The organism is Thermotoga caldifontis AZM44c09 (assembly GCF_000828655.1).
GTDB classification, from domain to species: Bacteria; Thermotogota; Thermotogae; order Thermotogales; family DSM-5069; genus Pseudothermotoga_A; species Pseudothermotoga_A caldifontis.
Genome location: NZ_AP014509.1, coordinates 1,121,801 through 1,143,377, shown reverse-complemented (window position 1 = coordinate 1,143,377; position 21,577 = coordinate 1,121,801). Strand labels below are relative to the sequence as shown.

At 52.4% G+C, this 21,577-nt stretch carries 21 protein-coding genes; 1 reads left to right on the top strand and 20 read right to left on the bottom strand.

The annotated features are described in order from the left end of the window. Positions 1-81 precede the first annotated feature (81 nt). On the top strand, positions 82-393 hold the full coding sequence (cutA, locus tag TSP01S_RS05755) for a divalent-cation tolerance protein CutA (protein WP_041077186.1): 312 nt from the start codon (positions 82-84) through the stop codon (positions 391-393). Here the strand turns inward: cutA and TSP01S_RS05750 are convergent. The 20 genes from TSP01S_RS05750 to tilS all read right to left on the bottom strand — a co-directional run bounded on the left by TSP01S_RS05750 (position 382) and on the right by tilS (position 21,562). Next, positions 382-1,173, bottom strand: a complete 792-nt coding sequence (locus TSP01S_RS05750; RefSeq protein WP_041077185.1) for an alpha/beta fold hydrolase — start codon at positions 1,171-1,173, stop codon at positions 382-384. The genes cutA and TSP01S_RS05750 overlap by 12 nt on opposite strands. A gap of 10 nt (positions 1,174-1,183) precedes the next feature. Further along, positions 1,184-2,167, bottom strand: coding sequence for a 3-oxoacyl-ACP synthase III family protein (locus TSP01S_RS05745; protein ID WP_041077184.1), 984 nt, complete (start codon positions 2,165-2,167; stop codon positions 1,184-1,186). Between the two features lie 4 nt (positions 2,168-2,171). Beyond that, the gene (locus TSP01S_RS05740; protein ID WP_041077183.1) at positions 2,172-3,869 is read right to left on the bottom strand and encodes an alpha/beta fold hydrolase; all 1,698 of its coding nucleotides are present in this window, start codon (positions 3,867-3,869) and stop codon (positions 2,172-2,174) included. Positions 3,870-3,873: 4 nt separating this feature from the next. Then, on the bottom strand, positions 3,874-4,752 hold the full coding sequence (locus tag TSP01S_RS05735; RefSeq protein ID WP_041077182.1) for a branched-chain amino acid ABC transporter permease: 879 nt from the start codon (positions 4,750-4,752) through the stop codon (positions 3,874-3,876). Then, entirely contained in the window at positions 4,753-5,454 is a 702-nt protein-coding gene (locus TSP01S_RS05730) for an ABC transporter ATP-binding protein (protein WP_041077181.1), read from the bottom strand. Next, positions 5,447-6,217, bottom strand: coding sequence for an ABC transporter ATP-binding protein (locus tag TSP01S_RS05725; RefSeq protein WP_041077180.1), 771 nt, complete (start codon positions 6,215-6,217; stop codon positions 5,447-5,449). Before TSP01S_RS05725 ends, TSP01S_RS05730 begins: the two co-directional genes overlap by 8 nt. A 41-nt stretch (positions 6,218-6,258) precedes the next feature. Next, positions 6,259-7,419 (bottom strand): ABC transporter substrate-binding protein, encoded by a 1,161-nt coding sequence (locus TSP01S_RS05720; protein WP_041077179.1) that lies wholly within the window; start codon positions 7,417-7,419, stop codon positions 6,259-6,261. A gap of 25 nt (positions 7,420-7,444) precedes the next feature. After that, the gene (gene fabG, locus TSP01S_RS05715) at positions 7,445-8,191 is read right to left on the bottom strand and encodes a 3-oxoacyl-[acyl-carrier-protein] reductase (protein WP_041077178.1); all 747 of its coding nucleotides are present in this window, start codon (positions 8,189-8,191) and stop codon (positions 7,445-7,447) included. Positions 8,192-8,206: 15 nt separating this feature from the next. Then, positions 8,207-8,914 (bottom strand): ABC transporter ATP-binding protein, encoded by a 708-nt coding sequence (locus tag TSP01S_RS05710; RefSeq protein ID WP_041077177.1) that lies wholly within the window; start codon positions 8,912-8,914, stop codon positions 8,207-8,209. Further along, on the bottom strand, positions 8,914-9,627 hold the full coding sequence (locus tag TSP01S_RS05705; protein ID WP_041077176.1) for an ABC transporter ATP-binding protein: 714 nt from the start codon (positions 9,625-9,627) through the stop codon (positions 8,914-8,916). The genes TSP01S_RS05710 and TSP01S_RS05705 overlap by 1 nt, the downstream gene beginning before the upstream one ends. Before the next feature lie 13 nt (positions 9,628-9,640). After that, positions 9,641-10,558 carry a branched-chain amino acid ABC transporter permease gene (locus TSP01S_RS05700; RefSeq protein WP_041077175.1) on the bottom strand — a complete coding sequence of 306 codons (918 nt, stop codon included), beginning with the start codon at positions 10,556-10,558 and terminating at the stop codon, positions 9,641-9,643. After that, positions 10,555-11,469, bottom strand: a complete 915-nt coding sequence (locus TSP01S_RS05695) for a branched-chain amino acid ABC transporter permease (protein WP_041077174.1) — start codon at positions 11,467-11,469, stop codon at positions 10,555-10,557. The genes TSP01S_RS05700 and TSP01S_RS05695 overlap by 4 nt, the downstream gene beginning before the upstream one ends. A gap of 57 nt (positions 11,470-11,526) precedes the next feature. Further along, complete coding sequence (locus TSP01S_RS05690) at positions 11,527-12,753, bottom strand: ABC transporter substrate-binding protein (RefSeq protein ID WP_041077173.1); 1,227 nt, start codon at positions 12,751-12,753, stop codon at positions 11,527-11,529. A gap of 16 nt (positions 12,754-12,769) precedes the next feature. Continuing rightward, positions 12,770-14,071 (bottom strand): acetyl-CoA hydrolase/transferase family protein, encoded by a 1,302-nt coding sequence (locus TSP01S_RS05685; RefSeq protein ID WP_041077172.1) that lies wholly within the window; start codon positions 14,069-14,071, stop codon positions 12,770-12,772. A 12-nt stretch (positions 14,072-14,083) separates the two neighbouring features. Then, a complete protein-coding gene (locus TSP01S_RS05680) occupies positions 14,084-15,115 on the bottom strand; it encodes a 3-oxoacyl-ACP synthase (RefSeq protein ID WP_041078509.1) in 1,032 nt (343 codons plus the stop codon). Positions 15,116-15,285: 170 nt separating this feature from the next. Further along, entirely contained in the window at positions 15,286-16,500 is a 1,215-nt protein-coding gene (locus TSP01S_RS10075) for a TetR/AcrR family transcriptional regulator (RefSeq protein WP_052463518.1), read from the bottom strand. 58 nt (positions 16,501-16,558) lie between these two features. After that, positions 16,559-18,007, bottom strand: coding sequence for a B12-binding domain-containing radical SAM protein (locus TSP01S_RS05670; RefSeq protein WP_041077171.1), 1,449 nt, complete (start codon positions 18,005-18,007; stop codon positions 16,559-16,561). Then, complete coding sequence (locus TSP01S_RS05665; RefSeq protein WP_041077170.1) at positions 17,991-18,392, bottom strand: thioesterase family protein; 402 nt, start codon at positions 18,390-18,392, stop codon at positions 17,991-17,993. The genes TSP01S_RS05670 and TSP01S_RS05665 overlap by 17 nt, the downstream gene beginning before the upstream one ends. Continuing rightward, positions 18,349-20,229, bottom strand: coding sequence for an ATP-dependent zinc metalloprotease FtsH (ftsH, locus tag TSP01S_RS05660; protein WP_041077169.1), 1,881 nt, complete (start codon positions 20,227-20,229; stop codon positions 18,349-18,351). Before ftsH ends, TSP01S_RS05665 begins: the two co-directional genes overlap by 44 nt. A gap of 1 nt (position 20,230) precedes the next feature. Beyond that, positions 20,231-21,562, bottom strand: coding sequence for a tRNA lysidine(34) synthetase TilS (gene tilS / locus TSP01S_RS05655; RefSeq protein ID WP_231848525.1), 1,332 nt, complete (start codon positions 21,560-21,562; stop codon positions 20,231-20,233). Positions 21,563-21,577: the final 15 nt, after the last annotated feature.

Here is a 21,577-nt window from a genome sequence, read left to right as displayed (position 1 = left end):
TTCTATCATGGGAACCCGATGAATTCAAGTGACGAATTCGACGACCGTTCTCATAGTAACATCGTAACTGGAGGTGTTCGCATGGTTCTGATCTACACCACTTTTCCTAACAGGGAAGATTGTATGAGGGTGTGCAAACAGTTGCTCGAGGAAAGGAAGATCGCGTGCTTCAACGCCTTTCAGATTCAATCCGGTTACTGGTGGGAAGGGAAAATGGTGGAAGATCAGGAGTGGGCGGCGATATTGAAAACCGATGAGACCAGAGAAGACGAGGTCTTCGAAGCTCTGAAAAAGCTTCATCCATACAGTACACCTGCGATCATCTGCATCGAGGCAAAGAAGGTGGACAGAGATTACCTCGCCTGGCTCGTTTCGACGGTCTCAAGCGAATGAATTCAGATGCGCCCTGACTAAGTAAGAGATCGTTCTCGGTTTTTCTACCACCACCGCGTGGCCTGAATCCGGTACGCAGACGAGAACGGAGTTTTTGATGTGCGCGGCGATTTCGTGTGAAAAGCGCGGTGGTTTGATTCTGTCGTGTTCAGCGTACACTACGAGCGTGGGACACTCTATCTTTCCGAGTTCTTCCAAAATCGGCGAACGCTCCATTTGGAGAAAAGAATCGAGCAACATCACGGTGCCTTCAAAGTTGAAATCCTCCATCCGTGAAACGATGGAATTCAGAAGTTCTGGGTGTGAGTCCAGGAAACTTTCGCTGTAGACATCGTTCAACCAGCTGATCACGAATTTCGTGGGATCTTTCGTCTCAGCCCCCGCTCTCCAGCGCAACGCACAGTTACGTATGTGGGGAGTCACTCGCGCCGTGGCCGTTATGACCACGAGGCTCTTGACCATTTCAGGATGTTCTGCCGCGAAGAGCATCCCGACCTCCGCACCGTACGAGGTACCGACCAGGTGGAAACGGTCTATCTTCAAAGAGTCGCAGAGCTCTTTCAGATCCCGAACGTGCCTTTCGAAGGAACACGCCCCGTTGGATGAAGACCACTGGCATCTGAAATTGTGCAACAGCAGCGAGTAACGATCCCTGAGGTCCCTCGAGAGAAAATCCCAGCTTCTCATGTTCATGAAGATTCCGTTTAAGAGAACGACCACGTCCCCCTGGCCCGGGTGGAATTCGTAATCGATCTCGACACCGTCAGAGGTCCTGAACATTGCTTCCACCTCACATTCTGAACGCCACCGCGACCTGCTGATAACCCACTCCAGAGGTCAGGAATATGATGACTTTTCCCCGCAATCCTTCGAGCTTTCCCTCATCGTACGCATCATCGTAAGCCATGTAGACGCACGCGGAGCCTGTATAACCATACTTGTGCATGATCATGTGCGCCTTCTCTTCTGGCAGACCCATCGTTTCCATGACCTTCTGTATGGTCTTCTTCCTCACCTGGGTGAAGAAGATCATGCCGATGTCTTCTCTCGTGAAATTGCACTTCTGCATGAGACGGTTCAGAAGCATCGGCCAGCCTTCTTCGTTCACGGTGGCCGGGTACGCCGCGCGCAGGTCGAGCTTGTGTAAACCTCTCTCGAAACCGTTGAGGTTCATCGTGCCGGCGCCCATGTATATGCCCCAGTTGTACCACCAGCTACCATCACACCGCGCAACGCTTCCCAGATATCCCGGCTCGTCCGCGGCGGTGAGGATCAGTGCGCCCGCTCCGTCCGAGAAAAGCGCCTCCCACGAATATTTCCAGCTCAGGAATTTGGTCATGGCGTACACACCTATCACCAGCACGTTCCTGTAATCCCCCAATGCGATGTAACGCGACGCGATGTCCAGCAACAACGCTCCGTTGGCGCAGGAAGCGTTGACGTTGAACGCCAACGGTTCGGCCCTGTGCGCGCCGATCAGGTACTGAACCCTCGCGGCGTCCGGTGGCGAAATGGCCTCCGGGGTGTCTGTGCCGACGATGATCAGATCGATCTGTTCCGGTTTCATGTTGATCCTTTCGAGCGCCCTCTTCGCAGCTTCAGCCGCCATGAACGTTGGTGTCTCTTCCTCACTGGAAAGGTGTCTGTGGTTGATGCCGATCTGCTCGGTGAAGTAAGGATCGATCGTGACGTGAACCAGCCGCTCGAATTCCTGGTTCGTCATGATCTTGCCTGGCACGTACCTGCCCGAAGAGATTATCCTGGCGTACTTCATCGATTCACACCCCCTTCAAAAAGCTTTCAACTCTTTCCAGAAAGACGACCGGCGCTTCGACGAACGGAGTGTGCCCCAGGTTGTTGAACACAACGAACTCGGCGTTCAAACACTTCGCTGTTTTCTCCATCTGTTCGCGCGTGAGCAGCGGATCCATGTCTCCCCACACGACTAACGTTTTCACACGGTAATTGTCCACACGGTCTGTAAGGTTGAACTTTGCCAGTTCCTCCGCGTGCGCGTACACCGCATCCGGATTCATCCTCAAAGCGTCGTCGACCAGCTGTTCAACGAACTTTCTATCTTTCACGATCTTCAACAGACCGTAGAGAGACCTTCTCAGGATCGATCTGTTCCTCTTGTAGAACTCCAGATAGGCAAGGTTCTCAGTCGGTGTGGGTAAGCCGTCGATCGGACAAGGATCGACTAAGATCAAAGCTTTGACGAGATCTGGCCTTTCGAGAGCCAGCTTCATACCGACTGCCCCACCGAGAGAGTGCGCGAGAACAACCACATCTTTCAAATTGAGCTTTTCAATGAATGCTTCCACAGCCTTGGTGTAGGCCTCGATGCTCGGGGTGTTCCTGTCGGAGAAACCGAAGTTCGGCAGGTCCAGCGCGATGGTTTTGAAATTCTGAATTTTCCCCAGAATGGGTTCGAACCATCTCAGCGAACCGAAGTTCCCGTGGATGCATATCAACGGTCTTCCTTCACCAGCTTCCACGTAGTGTATTCGCCCAAGCGACGTTTCAACGAACTTGCCAGCTGGTTTGCCAAGCCTTCTCTTGAGCCACACGATGGGCAATTCTCCCCACATCAACCAGAAGTTCATCGCATAATAGGCGATACCGCGCGGCATGAACAGAACGGTGATGATGAGTATCGAACCGAAGATTATGGAGAGCGAAAAACCACTCCTGCTGAAAAGGAAGGGAAGTACGGTGTACAGCGCCGCACCAAAAAACGGTCCGATCTCTAAGGCTAAGCCACCGATCACCACCATCGCGAGCAGATCCAGGGATTTGGAAAGACCAAAGAGGCTCGGGGCTATGTAACCTATCGTGTGTGCGTAGAGCGCCCCGGCGAGCGCCGCGAACGCGGAGCCCACACTGAACGCTACGACTTTGTGATAGGTCAGGTTGACACCGAAGATGCGAGCGACCAATTCGTTTTCCCTGATCGCCGCGAGCGCCCTCCCCGTTTTCCCTGTGACGATGAGCCGGAACAGATAGAAACAGGCCAGAAGGATCAAGAGGTTGACATAGTAACTCACCGTGTCGCTCCCGAAGAGCCTGATGTTTCTCATTCCGATGTGCCCGCCGGTGAACTTCTCCCAGGCGCCGAAGAGCTGCTCGATCGCCACGACGAATCCCATCGTCACTATCGCCAGGTAAAAGCCCTTCAATCTCAACGCAGGGAAACCTAAAACCATGCCGAAGATCGCTCCGAGGACTACGGCGGTGAGGATCGAGAAAGGAATGGGTACGGAGAAACGTTGCACGAGGATCGCAGAAGTGTAGGCACCAACGCTCATGAAAGCCGCATGACCTATCGAGATCTGTCCGGCATAGCCCATGATCAAATTCAGACCCATCGCCGCTATGGAATAGATCAGCGTCAGGTTCAACAAGGTCAACACGAAGCCACTGATCCTTGGCAAGAACGGCAACGCAAAAAGGACAACGAGCAGTAACCATTTCATGGTTTCACACTCTCCTGATCTCTTCACTGCCGAACATACCCTGAGGTCTGATCAAGAGTATGACCACGATGATCGCCAGAGAGAGCGTCGTCTTCAGCTCGTTGCTTATGTAACCACCGATCAGATTCTCTATCACGCCCAGTGCGAGCCCTCCGCACACGGCTCCCAACAGACTGTCGAAACCGCCCAGAACGGCCGCGGTGAAGCCCTGCAGCTGGTAGTAGATCATCATCGTCGGAGCAACGTAAGTTCTCGGAGCACCGAGCACGGCTACCAGTGTTCCGATGGCAGTTCCAACCATCCATGAATAACTGATCACCCTGTTCGGATTGATGCCCATGAGCTGGGCCGCTTTCTCGTTCTCCGAGACGGCTCGCATCGCGATGCCTATCTTGGTGAACCTGTACAGAAGAAAAATCGTCAGTGAAACGATGGCGAGGACTGCGAACAAAAGCAAATCCTGCCTTCTGAACACGACTATGCCGAAGTTACCCCTCAAGATGAAGGGTCTGCCAGTTATCAGTTCTGGCAACGATTTGTACTGCGTGCCCCATATCTGCGTCGCGAGTCCTTCTAAGATCATGAGCAGTCCGAAGGTGACTATGAGCATGGAACCGTGCGAAAGCTTCCGCAGAGGCCTCAGGGTGAAACGTTCCACAACGTAACCGAAGAGCATGCTGACGGCTATCACAACGGCGAGTGCGGGCCAGGGACCGAGCCCCAACGAAACCAGCGTGTACGTGACGTACGCCATGAACATGGCCATGTTCCCGTACGCGAAGTTCATCAAGCCTGTCACCTTGAAGATGAGCACGATACCGATCGCCGCGAGCGAATAGAAGCTTCCACTCGACAATCCAAGAACGATCCTGTTCAGAAGCACTCATCTTCCCCCCAGATAGCTTTGAATCACCGAACTGTCCTTGATGAGCTGTTCAGAGGGTCCTTCCATGACCAGTCTGCCGGTTTGGAGCACGTAAGCGTAATGGGCGATCCTCAGGGCTGCGTAGGCACTCTGTTCGACCAGAAGGATCGTTATGCCGAGCTCGTTTATCTGCTTTATCGCCTTCATGATCTCGCTCACCAGATTCGGTGCGAGCCCCGTGGATGGTTCGTCGAGCATGAATAGTTTCGGTTTCGCCATCAGCGCCCTGGCGATGGCGAGCATCTGCCGTTCTCCTCCCGAAAGGGTTCCTGCCTTCTGCTTCAAACGTTCCCTGAGTCTTGGAAACAGGTTGAAGACGAAATCAAGATCTTGAGACAGATCTTCCTTTCTGAGATAGGCACCGGCAAGTAAGTTTTCCAGCACGGTCATCTTTTGAAAGACCATCCTGTTATCGGGACAGAGAACCAGACCACGCTTGACGACCTCGTGCGCCTCGAATCTGTCGATACGTTCGCCATCGAAGAGTATTTCGCCCGAAGCGATCTTGTTCAATCCAACGATCGCATGGAGCAGGGACGTTTTCCCCGAGCCGTTCGCTCCGAGGATCGCCACGATGGAGTTCTTCTCCACCCTCAGAGAAACATTCTTCACGGCGACCACAGGACCATACGTGACGGTCACGTTCCTGACCTCAAGCACTCTGGATCTCTCCCAGATAAGCGCTTATCACCTTTGGATCTTTTTGAACCTCTTGTGGAAGACCCTCAGAGATCTTCTTTCCGAAATCCATCACGGTCACCATGTCAGAAATATCCATCACCACACGCATGTCATGCTCGATGAGTAGAACGGTGATCCCCAGCTCATCCCTGATGCGCCTTATGATGTTCACGAGCTGATCCGTCTCCACTTCGTTGAGTCCGGCGGCAGGTTCGTCCAGAAGCAACAGTTTGGGTTTCGCCATCAAAGCGCGGCCTATCTCTACCAGTTTTTGATGGAAGTAAGGTATGGTACCCGCATAGCTCAGCAATCGACTCTTCAGATTGAGAAAATCCGCAATTTCTAAAGCTTCTCTGTACATCTCGTAACTTTGAACGAGCCTGCGTTTCGTAAAGACCAGATCGTTCAGCAATCCTCCCTCGATCCTGTGGTGGTATCCAAGGTAAAGGTTGTCCAGCACGGTGAGGTACTTGAACACGGCGACGTTCTGGAAGGTCCTCGCAACACCCATTGAAACGATCCGATGCGGTGGAACACGCGTCAGCTCGACACCGTCGAGTTCAATACTTCCAGAATGAACCTTCACGGCGCGAGTTATCGCGTTGAAAACTGTCGTCTTTCCAGCCCCGTTGGGTCCGATGAGGGAATGAATCGTTCCTTTTTGAACGATCATTGAAAAGCTGTCCACTGCCACGAGGCCACCGAAGCGAACCGTGAGCGATTCTATCTTCAACAGCGCCAAGTTCTACTCCCCCAGAACGAAGAGGAGGGGCAAACCCCTCCTCAGTCGAGTCCTATCAGATCTGTGACCGGTGTGAAGACACCGTTTTCGATCTTCATGAAGTACATCGTCGATTTACCCCTTCTGAGCCCTGGACCCCAGGTGATGTCCTTGGCCAGGATGCCGTTCCAGTTCTTGAAGGTTTCGAGCGTTTCAACAAGCTTTTCCCTCGTCAGGTCTGGGCCCGCTTTCACCAGGCCGGCGACGAACACCTCGGCGGCTATGAAACCAGCAACCGCATAAGAAGACATGATCTGGTTCGGATAGCTCTCTTGGAATATCGCGACCGCCCTCTGATAGTCCCTGACGAACTCCGGTCGGTCCGGCGTCGGCAGCGGGACCCATCCGGTCAGGTACACACCTTCGGCGTACTTACCGGCAAGGTTTATGAAACTCGGATCGGCGTTGGCGTAGGTTGTGACGATGTCGGCGCCTATTCCATAATCTCTGAGTGTTTTGATCCACCTGACGGTGTCTGTGATGAAACCGTATATCACGATGGCATCGGGTGAAACGTTCAGAACGTCTATCGCCAAGGCACTGTAGTCGGTTTCAAGTGGGTTGTAAGCGATTTCTAAGGCGGGCTTCATACCGTACTTTTCAAGCCTCATCTTCACCGCGGCCAGACCTTCTTTACCCACGTCGTTGGCCATGTAGATTACTCCGATCTTCTTCTTTTTCAGGTTCTCGACGAGGAACTTCGCGATCAATTGCCCTTCGAGCGTGTAGTCCGGCTGAACTCCAAAGATGTACCTCTTCGGTGGGACCACCAGCAAACTCGTACCGGCACCCTGGTAGACGAATGGTACCTTGTTCTGTTCCAGATAGTCCATGACGGCGAGACAGCCGTAGGTGCCGAGACCTCCAACGATCGCGAAGACTTTGTCAGACTCGACGAGCCTCTTGACCTCAACGACGGTCTTGGTCGGATTGAGCTGATCGTCCGCTATGATGAGTTCGATCTTCCTGCCGTAAACTCCGCCGTTCTTGTTGACCCAGTTGAAGTAGGCGAGCAAGCCCTTGGACATCTCCTGACCTATCACGGCGTACGGTCCGGAGAGAGCCTGGAACGTTCCAACGACGATCTTGTCTGGATAGACACCCACTTCTGCGAAGACAAAGAGCGCGGTCAGCAACATTAACGCAACGAGCGCCTTCTTCACCGCACATCCCCCCTCGAGAGAGTTTTCAGAACGTTAGACCCCCGTCGACACCTATCACCTGACCCGTGACGAAGGACGATTCATCGCTCGCCAGGAACAGATAGACGTACGCCACTTCTTCGGGTTCACCCATGCGCCCCAGCGGAGTTCTGCTCAGCACGGCTTCGATGACCTTTTCGGGAACCTTCTCTGTCATGGGCGTTCTTATGAATCCAGGTGCGACCGCGTTCACCCTTATCTGCGCGCCTTTGCGCGCGAGCTCCTTCGCCCATGTCTTCGTCATGGCTATGACTCCACCCTTTGTAGCAGCGTAGTTGGTCTGACCGATGTTTCCATAGATGCCCACGACGGAAGAAGTGTTGATGATCGAACCTTTCTGAGCCTTGATCATGTACGGTGCGACCGCCTGTGTCATGTTGAAAACGCCTTTCAGATTGACGTTGATCACCGCGTCCCATTCTTCTTCGGTCATCTTGACGAGCAGAGCGTCTCTGGTTATTCCCGCGTTGTTCACGAGAACATCGATCTTCCCGTACTTCGTCGCGATCTGCTCCACGGTTTTGAAGACCTGCTCCCTGTTCGTCACGTCGAGCACGTAGGGATCGATGGAACCGGGAAGACCTTTCGCATCCTCGACGAGTTTGTTCAACGCCTGTTCGGACACGTCACACGCGCAGACAGTTGCTCCCTCTTTGGCGAACAGCAAGCTTGCCGCTCTGCCAATCCCGCTCGCCGCACCCGTGATGATGCACACTTTCCCTTCCAGCCTCATTCATACCACTCCTTTCTACAGACCGAGATAGGCTTTCTTAACATGACCGTGATTCATCAAATTGACAGAAGAGTCCTGCAACACTATTCTACCGTTTTCAAGAACGTAGCCTCTCTCAACAACCTTTAAACCCTGTTTGACGTTCTGTTCTATGAGAAGGATCGAAACCCCATAATCTTTTATCTCACGCAATTTCGAAAACAGTTCCGACACGATGGAAGGCTGTAGACCAACGGAAGGTTCGTCGAGTATCAACAGCTTTGGAAATGACATCAAAGCCCTCGCAACGGCAACCATTCTCTGTTGTCCACCACTCATCGTGCCAACTTTCTGTCTGGACCTCTCCTTCAAGATCGGAAACAGTGTGAACACCAGATCGAAGGCTTCGTTCATCCTCGCACGCGCATGCGGAATGTAGTTCGCCCCAGCCCTCAGATTTTCCTCAACCGTCATTCCGGGAAAAAGTTCACGCTCCTGCGGTACCAGAGAGATTCCAAGTTTGACGATTTCGTGCGTTTCCATGCCAGTTATATCCCTTCCCTGAAAGATGATCCTCCCGGACATCGGCCTCAGAAGTCCAACAACACAGTTCACGAGGGTAGTTTTACCGGCCCCGTTGGGACCGAACAGTCCAACAGCCTCCTTTTCGTTCACCTCGAGAAAAACGTCCCAGAGAACCCGTATCCTCCCGTAAGCGGCGTTCAGACCTTCTATCTTCAACATCACGCTTCCTCCCCGAGATAGGCGCTGATGACTTTTGGATCGTGAGCCACTTTCTCGTAGGGACCCTCAGCGATGACCTCGCCTCTGTCGAGGACCACCACCCGATCCGTGAGCTGACTTATCACGCTCATCACGTGTTCGATCACACAGATCGTTATCTGTCTCTCCCTCAGAGATTTCACCAGAGCTACCACACTCTGCATCTCTTCGAAGTTTAGGCCAGCCATGACCTCGTCGAGAATCAATAACTTGGGTTGACAACCGAGCGCCCTCGCAATTTCAAGTTTTTTCAGCTCGAACACAGTGAGCCTGTCCAGACGTCTATCGGGATTTTCAAGACCCACCATGTCACATATCTTCCTCGCTGACTCACGCGCCTGCCGCAAAGAATCGCCTTTCGCAAACAAGCAGGAAACCATAACGTTTTCGAAAGCGGTGAAATCCCTCAACGGCCGCACGAGCTGAAAGGTTCTCGCTATGCCCATGCGTGCCCGCAGGTGGGCTGGTATGAAGGTGATGTCCTTCTCTTCGAAATAGATACGCCCCTCGTTCGGATAGAAGACACCCGATATGAGATTTGTCAGCGTGGTTTTGCCTGCCCCGTTTGGGCCTATGATGCCCAGTATCTCACCCGATTCGATCTGAAGATCTACCTGCTTGACAGCCACTAAACCTCCGAAACTCTTTGTCAATCGCTGCGTTCTCAAAAGCACGGCATCGGACCTCCTACCTTTTCTTCACCATTCTGTCGGTGATGGTTCCGTAGACGCCTCTCGGTAAAAACAGTATCGTCACGATGAGGATCAAACCGTAGATGATCAAATGCCCGTAGGGCATGAGCAACTTGAGGTATTCTGAGGCCAGCCCGAGGGCGAGGGCACCTATGATTGGGCCGATGGTCGAATAGATACCACCAACCAGCGCCATCGACATCGGGAGCAACAGAAAGTTCGCGGAGAAAGTGCTTTCTGGTTCCACGAACGCGTACTGTTGAGCGTAAAGTGCACCAACCGCACCCTGAATGGCCGATGTGAGCACGAAGGCGAACAGGAGATATTTGAAAATGTTCACACCAGAACACTTCGCCGAGATTTCATCGTCCCTTATGGAGTTGATCGCGAAGCGAATCCTGCTTCTCTGAAAAATTTCCGATAGCAGGATCACTGCGAGTGTCACCGAAAGGACGAGCCAGTAAGTTCTGATGGGATCTCCACCAAAAATCGATTCGTATAGTACCTTTCCCGCAGAACCACCGGTGAGATCGCTCAGGTTCCTCGCAAAGATCATGAAAACGCTCGAAAGCGCGAGTGTCGTTATGGCGAAGTAGATCTCCCTGAGCCTCAGTACTATCCATCCGAGGGCGAAGGCCACGAGGGCTGCAAAGACTGCGGCAACAAGGATGCTCAGCATCGGATGAACGGAAAAATCGTCAACAGCTATGATCGAAGCGTAGGCACCAAGGCCAAAGAAACCGGCTATTCCAAAAGAAAGCTGGCCCGTGCGCAGCATCATGTCCCAGCTCAACGCCAAGGATAGGAAGATCATGATCGAGGTGAGCACGTGCACGAGATAGGCGTCGATGAAAAAGGGCAGCACAAAGCACAGCACGCATATCGCCGGTATAAAGATGTATCTCATTCTCATCCTTCTCTCCTCCCAAAAGCCCTTACGACGATCGCGATTATTAGCACAGCGAAGAACACCAGGTCTGCCCAGCCCGCGTAACCCGGTATGGATTTCACGACTTCCTCAGCGATCGCGAGCACAATACCGGCAAGCACTATACCGAAGAGATTCCCCAGGCCCGCCATCGCCGTCAAGCTGAAAGATTTCATCGTGAATGGTCCCCCGACGTGCGGGAAGATGGAACTCCTCACAGACAGGAATGATCCTGCGAGTGCCACCAGTGCCGCCGAAAGACCGAACACGAACGCGTACACCAGTTTAACGTTGATACCCACCAGGGCTGCACCTTTCGGGTTCTGTCCAACAGCGTAAGCTGCCTGACCCAACCGTGTCTTCTTCAAGAAAACGAGCAATCCTACCAGCACGAGGAACGCCAAGAGTGTGTATACGAACTCGTACGCGCCCACGTGGATGCCAAAAACTCTGATCGATGTCGTCGCGTAAGGTGTGTATATGTTCCTGGGTCTGGAGGTCCACAGGATGTTGAACGATTCGACCATGACTATGGAGACGCCGAACGTTAAGAGCAGAAGGTTGAGATGGTGGAATTTCAAAGACCTCTCTATGACAAGTTTGTACACGAGCAGCCCGAAAGCAAAGAGGATGGGAAACGTTAACAGAGAAGAAGCAGCTGGGTCCACTCCAAACTTGTCGAAAAGAACGTAAGTGAGGTAAAGTGACAGCGTCAAAAATTCACCATGGGCTAAGTTCAAGAGCCCAACGATGCCGAGTATGAGCGCCAGGGGTAAAGCGACCAAACCGTAGAGACTGCCCCTCTGCAAGCCGTAGAAAAAAGCGTACGGTCTCAACAACGCAACGAGGAGAAGCACAACAACTAAAACTATGTAGCCGATCGTTTTCTTGTCCACACCCTTCCACCTCTTTCGAACTCGATAACGGCTGGGCACGGGGCCCAGCCATACGAATTATCTACCTTCCCAGCCAGGGAAAGGATAGATCAATTCCGCCGTCTGATACTCGAAAGGCCAGATCACGTGCTGTACGCCGTTCTGCCACTGCAAGATCTTCTGGGCCCTGAAACCTTGGTTCTTGATGATCCTGCTCGGTGAGATCTTGAGGACTCCTCCAACCGGCGAATCGTACTCGATCTCCCTCAATGCTTTGATGATGGCTTCTCTGTCGAGCGAACCAGCTTTCTTGATGCCCTCGACGAGGAACATTATGTTGGTGTATCCGAGCGGGGCGAAGTACGTTGCCGGTTCTTCGTTGAACTCCTTGACGTACGCATCCCAGAAGTGTTTTGCGACAGGACTGACATCTTTCAAAGCCGGTGCCCACATGCCGTACAGAATGACACCGTGAGAGAGCGGGTTCTTACCAAAATCTGCCGGCCATCCCGGAGGCGCTCCGACGAACAGTTTTGGCGCGAAACCTATCTCTTTGGCCTGAACGAGAATGGGTATCGCGTCGGCATCGTAACCGGCCCAGATGAACAGGTCAGGATTGTACTGTTTCGCCTGAAGAAGGACCGCCCTGTAGTCTCCTCCTCCGAGCGCCGCACTCTTGAAGGAAGCACCCTTGAGGTCCTTCATCAAGCCGGTCCAAACTCCCGTTCCCTTCTTCGCGAGTTCGAACTCGTCCTGGTACGATTTGAACGAGCTCGTTCCGAAGGCGCCTTCTTCGTAAGCCAGGAAGATCTTTTCGATCTTCACTTGAGGATACTTTTCTGTGATCGCCCGCCAGCCGTGCGCGTAGCTTTCACCCTGCAGATAATCCCATGGATGCAGATGAAAGTACCAATCTGCGTCTGGCCCTATCGCTTCCTCGCACCTGTAGGACGCGGCACCTATCCAAACTGTTATCTTCTGGTACTTTTTCAGTATGGGTATCTGCGCGAGATGCACGCTGCTGGACATGCCTCCGACGAAGAAATCGACTTTTTCTACCGTGGCGAGCCTGTCGATCGCAGCAGCTCCCTTCTCTGGCTTCATCTCATCGTCGACGATGAACAGTTCCAGTTGCATGCCGAGCACACCGCCTGCCTCGTTGACTTCTTTCACCGCCAGCTTCATAGCGTTCGCGGCTTGCCTTCCCGTTATGTCGGATAGCGGCAGAACGGCACCGATTTTGATGGTTCGTGCAAAACTCAAGACTGCGAAGAGGATCAGCAGTGAGACCACGATCTTTTTCATAATATCACCCCTTCGATCAGATTAAACCCAGTTTTTTGGCTTCGAACCGCAGCATTTCCCTGAAATCTGGATGAGCGATGGAGATGAGTTCTAAGGTTCTTTCCCTCACGGTTTTTCCCCTGACGTGCGCGATGCCCCATTCGGTGACAACGTAGTCCAGCTCTTGCCTGGGAACGGTGATGGGAGAACCCTGCGGCAAGAGCGGCACGATCGTTGAAACGCTGCCGTTCTTCGCGGTCGATCTCAAAGCGATGATACCTTTACCGTTTTTACTCTTCACCGCTCCTCTGTGGGTATCGAGCTGTCCGCCGGTCCCGCTGTAGTGCTGTGTGCCTAAAGCTTCGGAGCAGACGTTTCCTGTCAGATCCACCATGAGCGCCGTGTTGATGCTCACCATCTTTTCGTTCTGTGCGATCACGTACGGATCGTTCACGTACCTTCCACGCAGGAACATCACCGAAGGATTGTCGTCCACGAAGTTGTAGAGCCTCTTCGTGCCGAAAGCGAACGCACAGACGAACTTGCCTTTCCACAAACTCTTCTTTCTGTTCGTTATCACCCCCATTTCGAAGAGGTCTATCATGGACTCGGTGAACATCTCCGTGTGAACACCAAGATCCCTTTTGCTGGAAAGCAATTTGGCAACGGCGTTTGGTATCCCGCCGATGCCTATCTGGATAGTGGAACCATCTTCGATCAATTCACTGACATGATGCGCAATCTTCGATTCAATGTCCGTTGGCTCAACGAGTTCAGCCTCCGGCAAGTCGTAATCGACTTCGATCACGTAGTCTACCTCGCTGATGTGAACCTGGGTATCTCCATGTGTTCTCGGTGCCTTACTGTTGACCTCGAGCACTACCTTTTTAGCCTTCTCCATCACATCCTTTTCGTAGACAACCGATGCTGACAGTGTGAGAAAACCGTTTTTGTCCATGGGCGAAGCGACGCCCACGAAGAGATCGACATCCCTGCTGTCCAGAAGGTTCGTTGCTGCCTGATGGAGGTTGTTCGGAACGTAGCTGACCGTTCCGTAGTTGTTCTTCACAGCCAGTCTGTTCGAGGCACCGAAGTACCAGGATGCGTTCTGAAAACTTTTGCTGTATCTCTCACTCATGTAGAATGGATATTCCTCCATGTTGAGACAGGTGAACACAGTTACGTTCTCAACCCTGTCTGCGACCCTGTGAAGGTTTCGCAGAAAGACTTTGGGTTCCATCGGTGTCATTCCGACGACTATCGTCTGATTGCTCCGAACGAGGTCCAGCACTCTGTCGATGTCGACCAGTTTCCTCCTGTAAACTTCTCGCCAGTCCATGTTCGTTCCCCCTCACCACATGATGGGCTGCCTCATCTTTCCCCATCTCAGCACCGCCGCGTTCCACGTCCAGCCCACGCCCGCTCCCACCAGGACGATCACGTCTCCATCTTTGATCCTTCCGCGTTTCAAACCTTCCTGCAACGAAAAGATCTGATCGTTCTGTCCCATGTGACCGTAATCTTCGAGGTAGAAAGACTGATCCTCCCTCAGACCGAGTTCAGCCAGCACCTCGAGGTGTGCCGATCTCTTGAAATGGAGTATGGCGAGGTACGATATGTCTTTGCGGGAAAAGCCGCTCTTCATCAGAGCGTCGTCTATTACCGAATAGAAGTTTTTCAACGTGACGCTGTTCAATCTCTCTTTGAATGATTCAGGATCCACGAGATGAAAATAATACTCGTCGAGATCTTCAGGCTTCATCGGCCACTTTTTGGTGCCTCCGACCGGTACGATACAGTCTTCCGCGAAAGATCCGTCAACGATGCTCGAGACGCCCAGAAGGACGTTCTGACCCAGATTCTTCCTGAGGACCACGGCCGCTCCGCTGGCACCTATGTCGAACATGAAGGAGGTTGGTTTGTACGAATGATTCACCAGATCGACGTTTCGATAACCGCTCACCAGCAAAACCGTGTTCACGTTCCTCTCACTCAGCATGATGGACCTCGCCACTTGAAGTCCCACAATCATCGAACCGCACATCGCTTCCATGTCGAAAGCCCAGGCGCGCTTCGCACCGATTTCATGGGCAACCTTAGTACAGGCGAGCCAGCACGGATAATCTTTGTGCTGCGCGCCGTTCCAGATAACAACATCGATTTCCTCCGGATCGATTCGCGCGTTTTTGATCGCCTCCCTTGCGGCCATGATGCCCATATGGCTCGTAGTGTCATCCTCCGCTGGAACATACTTGCCTTTGATTCCGAACTTTTCTACGATAACTTTTTCGTCTATACCGATCAAGGAAGCCAGTTCTTTCGCACTCAAATACCGTTTCGGAAGGTACGTTCCCATCCCGGCTATACCCACGTGATCCTGCATGTTTTCCCTCCTGTAAGGTGAACCAGCAGTCAATCTGATACATGATTCACCACATATCATAACACCTTTGGAAATCTAAACGCAATATCTGAAATAGAGTGTTAAACGTCACAGCTTGAAGTTTACCGAGCGTGAGAGGAAACTGTGTGCGTGTATCTTTCTTGCACTCTTTATTGCACGCTGTTGCTCGTTCTCGCTTTCTCTGACCCTAAGCCCTTGAAGAGGTAGCGCGCGAGGAGGAAGAGATAATCGTTGATCTGGGACGGGGACGTCTTGCTGTAGACGACGAGGTCTTCTCCCATGAAATGGCCAATGCCCATGAGCGCAACCGCAAGATTTGTGGCTCTGAGGGGTCTGATCATGTTCAGTTCGATCGCCTTGTTCAGGGGTGAAAGGTAACTGTTGAAGATTTTCTCGTAGTACATCCGCGAGATGCTGGAGTTGAAAAACTCAGCCTGCCTGACAACCGAATACATGCTGGGATGGTTCAGGAAGAACTTCAGGAACGCGTTGTAACCCGCTATCTCGGCGTCACGCCTGTCGGTGAAACCTTTTATCGCACTCGCGATGGTGAGCCTCAGGTTCCTGTTCGTGGACATCACGAGCTCTTCGAGTATGGATTCCTTACTCTGAAAGTACACGTAGAAAGTGCCAGCCGCAACGTTCGCCAATTTTGTGATGTCACTCACCATCGTGTTCCGATATCCGTACTTTCCGAAGAGCCTTTCGGCAGCCTGAAGCAAGCGTGCTTTGGTTGAACTGGTTTCAACGGTGAGAGGTTTCACATCCACATTGAAAACACGGCTGTCTAAAACGTGATCGTCCGGATCGATGCCGCTGGTGATGAGCTCAACGAAGTCTTCCACCATCGTTTCTTCGATCGTCCGCTCTCCCACAAGAGATCTGAATATGCACGCGAATCTGATCGGACCTGTGACGAACCAAGTGGCCACCCTTTTTTCTTTCTCTTCGATGTTCGGCAGGAGTTTTTCCACAACTCTGGTCCTCAGAACTTGATCGAGTTTTCTTTTGAGGTTCCTCTTCAGATAGACGGCTTCGTGGAGGATGCGGAAATGCTGAAAGTGGTTTGAAAAGAACGCGGCGTACGCCCTTATGAAAGTTTCAACGAGTGATCTGGGATTTTCATCGTTGATGGTACTCATGCTGCCCACAAAGAGGTTGAACGCTTCCTGGATCAACCTTTCGTGAATGCTCTCTTTGCTGTTGAAATACTGGTAGAAGGTTGGAGGCTTCACACCTGCCTTCTTAGAAATCATGGGAACAGAGACGGCGTGATAACCGTGCACTGCGAAAAGTTCCAAGGCCGAGCCGAGCAAGTCGGAGAAGGTTTTCTTCCCATCCGAGCGTTTCGGATCTCTCCTCAACGTTCTTCCCCCTGTCTGGTGAATCGGTTTTCACATTGGATTATACGCCTGAACAAATTCAAAAAGTTGCCACTTCGAACACGATTTTGTCGATTTTGCCCTCGCTGAACTGCTGAACGCGTGTTAAGAACTCCTCGGCGCAGTCTTCACCCATGCTGTTTATGATGTACTGGATCTTGCTCTGCTTCAGACTCTCGAACGTGGCTTTCACGTCTTTGGGTAACGATGAGGAGATGATCTTCATCTTTTCTTTCAAAGTTCTTTCATCCTGCATCTGGCGTTCCCCCATCTCGGTGCCGCGTTTGGGTACGAACGGATTTATTGAGAACTTGACCGTTCTGAATCCAAGTTCAAGAATGTGTCTGGCCACATCGCCGATCGCTCTCAGATCGTGGTCGGTTTCCTCGTCGAAACCGAACATGAAATAGACCTTGATCTCTTCGAAACCAGCCTTCCTTGCCATGAGCAGGGCCTTTTCGATCTGTGCATCAGACAGGTCTTTCTTCAGAACGTTCCTCAACCTCTCACTCGCACTTTCCAGAGCGACGGTGAAGCTGTTCTGGTGCCTTCTCAAAAAATTCAAGAACCTCTCGCTCAGTCGGTCCAGTCTGAGCGACGAAACGGAAACCGATACGCTGGAACGTTCGAGCAGATCGATGAGTTCTCCCAGCCAGGGATAATCGGTCACGTTCGAGGCGATCAGCCCCACAGAATTGTGTCTGCGCAAAACGTCAGATACCTTTTCCAAGCTCAAGAACCTGGCGGGCTTCTTCAATTTGCCCATCATGCAGTAGGCACATCTGTGAATGCAGCCCCTCTCTATCTCAACCAGAAGTCTACCCGCGAAGTCACCGCGTGAAGAGATCAGCGGAGAAACAGGGACATGGAGGTCGAGTCCATGGCACTGGGAGATTCCCTCGTACCCTTTACCCAGTGCCGGCACGCTGGCAAAAGGAAGTTTCGCGAAGGCGTGTAGAAGTGATGACCTGTCGGTGCTCTGGAACGCTTCTTCGAGGTGGGGCAGCATCGGTTCGATGTCGCCATGGAGTATCACATCGGCGATCTTGCGGATCAGGGGCAAATCGACGTACGTGAGTGCTCCTCCAAACAGAACAACGGGATGCAGATCGGATCGATCCAGATTTTTCAGCGGTACAGCTTTCTTCAGGAGGAGTTTTACAACGTTGAGAACATCGTTCTCGAAGTGAAGCGAGAATGCCCAGACCTTGAACTGGTCCAATGGCGTTTGACTGTCGAGCGAGTAGAACCTTTCGAAACTCTCGTCGTAAACGAACCGCTCGCAGCGAAGCCGTCTGACTTGGTTGAGGCGTTTCCACGCGAGGTTGAACCCGAGGCTGGAAACTGCAAGGTCGTACGTGTTTGGATAAATAAGGGCGACCATCACGTCGCCCTTCATGTTGACCTCTTCAATATATTTCTCACCGGCTCTGAGGTGTGCAACGATGCTCTGTTCCTTCAAATCCTTCGAATCACGTGGTCTTCTCAAGGGCAGCCCTCCTGAGATAGTTCCTCGATACAACTGCCCTCACGAATTCGATCTCGAGAATCTTCGTTTCACCCTTCATCACGACCCCACGGAGTTTGATCTTGTTCTCAGCTATTCCGATGATTTTTACTCCCACCGCGACGGTCTGTCCAACCTTCACTGGAGCCAGATGCCTGACGTTCGCTTCGATCACAACCGAGACTTCAGTCTCATCCAGAAACGGTTGTATCAAATCGTAGCCGATGTGGAAGATCTGGGCGCAGAGTCCAGACGTGCTGGCGAGCTCGAGCAATTCCATCTCTCGGTCCTCGCGCCAAGCCAGGGCTTCGTCTATGGTGAGCTCAACTGTTCTGTTCGTCCCGAGCAACTGTTCCAAGTTTTTCACCGTTCACCACTTCCCCGCCCAATTCTTTCTTCAAGACTTTCCTCAGTTCTTCACCTTCTATGACTTCCCTTTCGAGCAAAAGTTCGGCCAGCTCGTCGAGCTGTCTCCTGTGTTCCAACAGTAACCGCTTCGCCCTCTCGTAGCATTCGGTCACGATCCGTTTGACTTCTTCGTCTATTTCGCTTGCAACTTCTTCACTGTAGTTCCTGAGCCTCGTGAGCTCTTTGCCGAGGAAGATCTCCTGCTCAGTCTTACCCCACACGAGTGGTCCCAACCGTTCGCTCATCCCAAGCTGGCAGACCATCTTTCGCGCAAGTTCAGTGGCTCTCTCAATGTCCGACGCGGCACCCGTAGAGATCTCACCGAAGACGATTTCCTCCGCGGCGCGTCCACCGAGGAGGGCCGTTATCTGGTCGAGGAGTTCGTTCTTCGTAACGATGTACCTATCTTCGGCTGGCAACTGCAGCGTGTAACCGAGCGCGCGGTAACCTCGAGGTATTATGGAGATTCTGTGAACAGGGTCGGCGTTCGGTAGAAGAGTAGAAACGATGGCGTGCCCGACCTCGTGGTAGGCCACGATCCTCTTCTCCCTCGGGCTGATCACTCGGGACTTCCTCGCAGGCCCAGCTATGACCCTGTCGATCGCCTCCTCGAAGTCGGCCATCGTTATTTTGTCCCTACCAGCCCTCGCGGCGAGCAAAGCCGCCTCGTTCACCAGATTCTCCAGGTCCGCTCCGACGAATCCAGTGGTGCGCTGTGCCAGAACCTTCAGATCCACGTCCTCGGCGATGGGTTTGTTCCTGGTGTGTATCCTGAGGATCGCCTCTCTCCCTTTCACATCTGGCACATCCAGGACCACTTTCTTATCGAACCTGCCAGGCCTGAGCAACGCAGGATCCAAAATATCGGGTCTGTTCGTTGCCGCCATCACCACGATGCCCTGGTTGACATCGAACCCATCCATCTCCACTAAAAGCTGGTTCAGCGTCTGCTCGCGCTCGTCGTGTCCGCCTCCAAGTCCTGCTCCCCTGTGCCTTCCAACCGCGTCGATCTCGTCTATGAACACGATACAGGGTGCGTTCGCCTTGGCCTGCGCGAACAGATCCCTGACGCGTGCCGCACCCACACCAACGAACAGCTCGACGAAATCAGAACCACTTATGTGGAAGAACGGCACGTTCGCTTCCCCGGCGACGGCCCTCGCGAGCAGAGTTTTGCCGGTACCGGGAGGACCCACAAGGAGTATCCCTTTCGGCATCCGTGCACCTATGCGTGCGAACCGGCCTGGATCTTTCAAAAACAGCACCGTTTCTCTCAGTTCTTCCACCGCTTCGTCCACACCGGCCACATCGTTGAAAGTGACGCGTTGCTGACCCGGTCTGACCATCTGGGCCCTGCTGCGTGTGAACGTGAAGGCCTGACTGTTGCGACCGGAGATGGTCCTCATCATGAAAAAGAACATGAACAGCAGGAAGGCTATGAAGATCACGTTACCGATGACGTTGATCCAGAAAGAACTGCTCAGACCTTTTTCGCCGGTCACGCGTATGCCTTTTTCGCTCAACATTCTTATGGTCTGGGTATCCTGAGAGAACCAAGGAGCGTAGATTTCGTAGTACTCGCCGCGTTTCGAAATGACCCTTATGGTTCCATCGTCCCTGACCACAACTTCGGCGATGCGACCTGGATCCGTTTCGACTATCTGTATGAAATCGCTGAAACTCATCTTTGACGCGCTGGTTGAAGGACTGTAGAACGAACGGACGAGCCAGAATATAGACAGTATGATGAGTGCTGCGAAGATGAGCGAAATGTAATTCGGCTTGTTTCCGTTCAAGTCATCCTTCCTCCTTTCTCAATTCAAGTATAGCGCGCAGTGGGTCTTCCAACAGATTGAGAACGAGAAAATCATGGTTTTTTAGTCTTTCATTCAATTTTTTGCCACCGTACACGTACGGTACCCAGAGAATTATATCACCCTCCTGAACCACGGGCATCTCGTCACGCAGAAAACTCGGGATGCGCGCATCGATCATGAGATCCTTCAACTTCTTCGAACCGATCCGATCACCCGGTCTTCTAATTCTCAGAAGGATCGGTGGTTCAACGAACGAGTACTGATCGCTCTCAACGCGATCGCTGAGACTGAAGATCCAGCCGTTGAAATCGTAGAGCCCCGGCTTTTCGATCTTCAGACGCTCAACCACTCTGCGCTCTCTGTACACGCACAGAAGGTCGAAGCCTTTTTCGAGCCACAAGCCTTCAGCCAGTTTGATCTTCCAGGAAGAATCGTTCGCGTGTTTGAGGAGCTGCTGAACGTGCCTGAATTCGAGCTGAACACCGAATTCCTGAACGCACCTTCTCAGCACTTCCACCAGTTCGAATTCGTCCAAACCCTTCGATGAGAATACGGTTCTGTGCCCGAGTTTGATCACTCTTTCTCTGTGCATCAAACGTTCAACATGGCCTTCCAAAAGAGAGCTCGAAATGTGCAGCTGTAACAACGCGTTTTCAAGCGATGGATTGATCCGTTTGAGGGTGGGAATCACCGCGTGCCGGATGTAGTTTCTGGTGTATCTGAGATCGTAATTGGTTTCGTCCTCAACGAAGGATAGATTCTTTCTGTTCGCATACTCTTCTATCTCTGACCTTGGAGTGTAGATGAACGGCCTTATCTTGTCTCCAAGCTTCGGCTTCATCGCAACCAGACCGAGGAGCCCCGTACCACGCGCGATCCTGTGCAGCATGGTTTCAACAAGATCGTTCAAATTATGAGCGAGCGCTATCACATCGCATTTGAGCTTTTCCTTAGCATCCTCGAGGAACTGGTACCGCAACTTCCTCGCGCCTTCTTCAATACCGAGTTTGTTTTCCTTACAGAACCTGGCCACATCCATCCTTTCGACGTACAGTTCCACACCCAATTTCTCACAGAGTTCCCGTACAAAATTTTCGTCCCTGTCCGCGGTAGTCCTGAGCATGTGGTTGAGATGGGCCGCGCAGACGCGTAGATCGAGCGTATCGCGGAGCTGCAAAAGCACATGAAGGAGGCTGACCGAATCGATCCCACCAGACAGCGCTACGAGGACACTCTCACCTTTGGAAAGCAAACCGTGCGTCTGGATGAATCTGAGGACTTTGAATTCGAGAGGGTCGAAAATCCTTCGCACCACCCAAAATAAAAA

What these genes read in the sequence shown, in the direction of transcription:
- cutA (WP_041077186.1), top strand. Translation starts at nt 82, where the DNA reads ATGGTTCTGATCTACACCACTTTTCCTAACAGGGAAGATTGTATGAGG.
- TSP01S_RS05750 (WP_041077185.1), bottom strand. Translation starts at nt 1,173, where the DNA reads ATGTTCAGGACCTCTGACGGTGTCGAGATCGATTACGAATTCCACCCG.
- TSP01S_RS05745 (WP_041077184.1), bottom strand. Translation starts at nt 2,167, where the DNA reads ATGAAGTACGCCAGGATAATCTCTTCGGGCAGGTACGTGCCAGGCAAG.
- TSP01S_RS05740 (WP_041077183.1), bottom strand. Translation starts at nt 3,869, where the DNA reads ATGAAATGGTTACTGCTCGTTGTCCTTTTTGCGTTGCCGTTCTTGCCA.
- fabG (WP_041077178.1), bottom strand. Translation starts at nt 8,191, where the DNA reads ATGAGGCTGGAAGGGAAAGTGTGCATCATCACGGGTGCGGCGAGCGGG.
- TSP01S_RS05710 (WP_041077177.1), bottom strand. Translation starts at nt 8,914, where the DNA reads ATGTTGAAGATAGAAGGTCTGAACGCCGCTTACGGGAGGATACGGGTT.
- TSP01S_RS05700 (WP_041077175.1), bottom strand. Translation starts at nt 10,558, where the DNA reads ATGAGAATGAGATACATCTTTATACCGGCGATATGCGTGCTGTGCTTT.
- TSP01S_RS05690 (WP_041077173.1), bottom strand. Translation starts at nt 12,753, where the DNA reads ATGAAAAAGATCGTGGTCTCACTGCTGATCCTCTTCGCAGTCTTGAGT.
- TSP01S_RS05685 (WP_041077172.1), bottom strand. Translation starts at nt 14,071, where the DNA reads ATGGACTGGCGAGAAGTTTACAGGAGGAAACTGGTCGACATCGACAGA.
- TSP01S_RS05680 (WP_041078509.1), bottom strand. Translation starts at nt 15,115, where the DNA reads ATGCAGGATCACGTGGGTATAGCCGGGATGGGAACGTACCTTCCGAAA.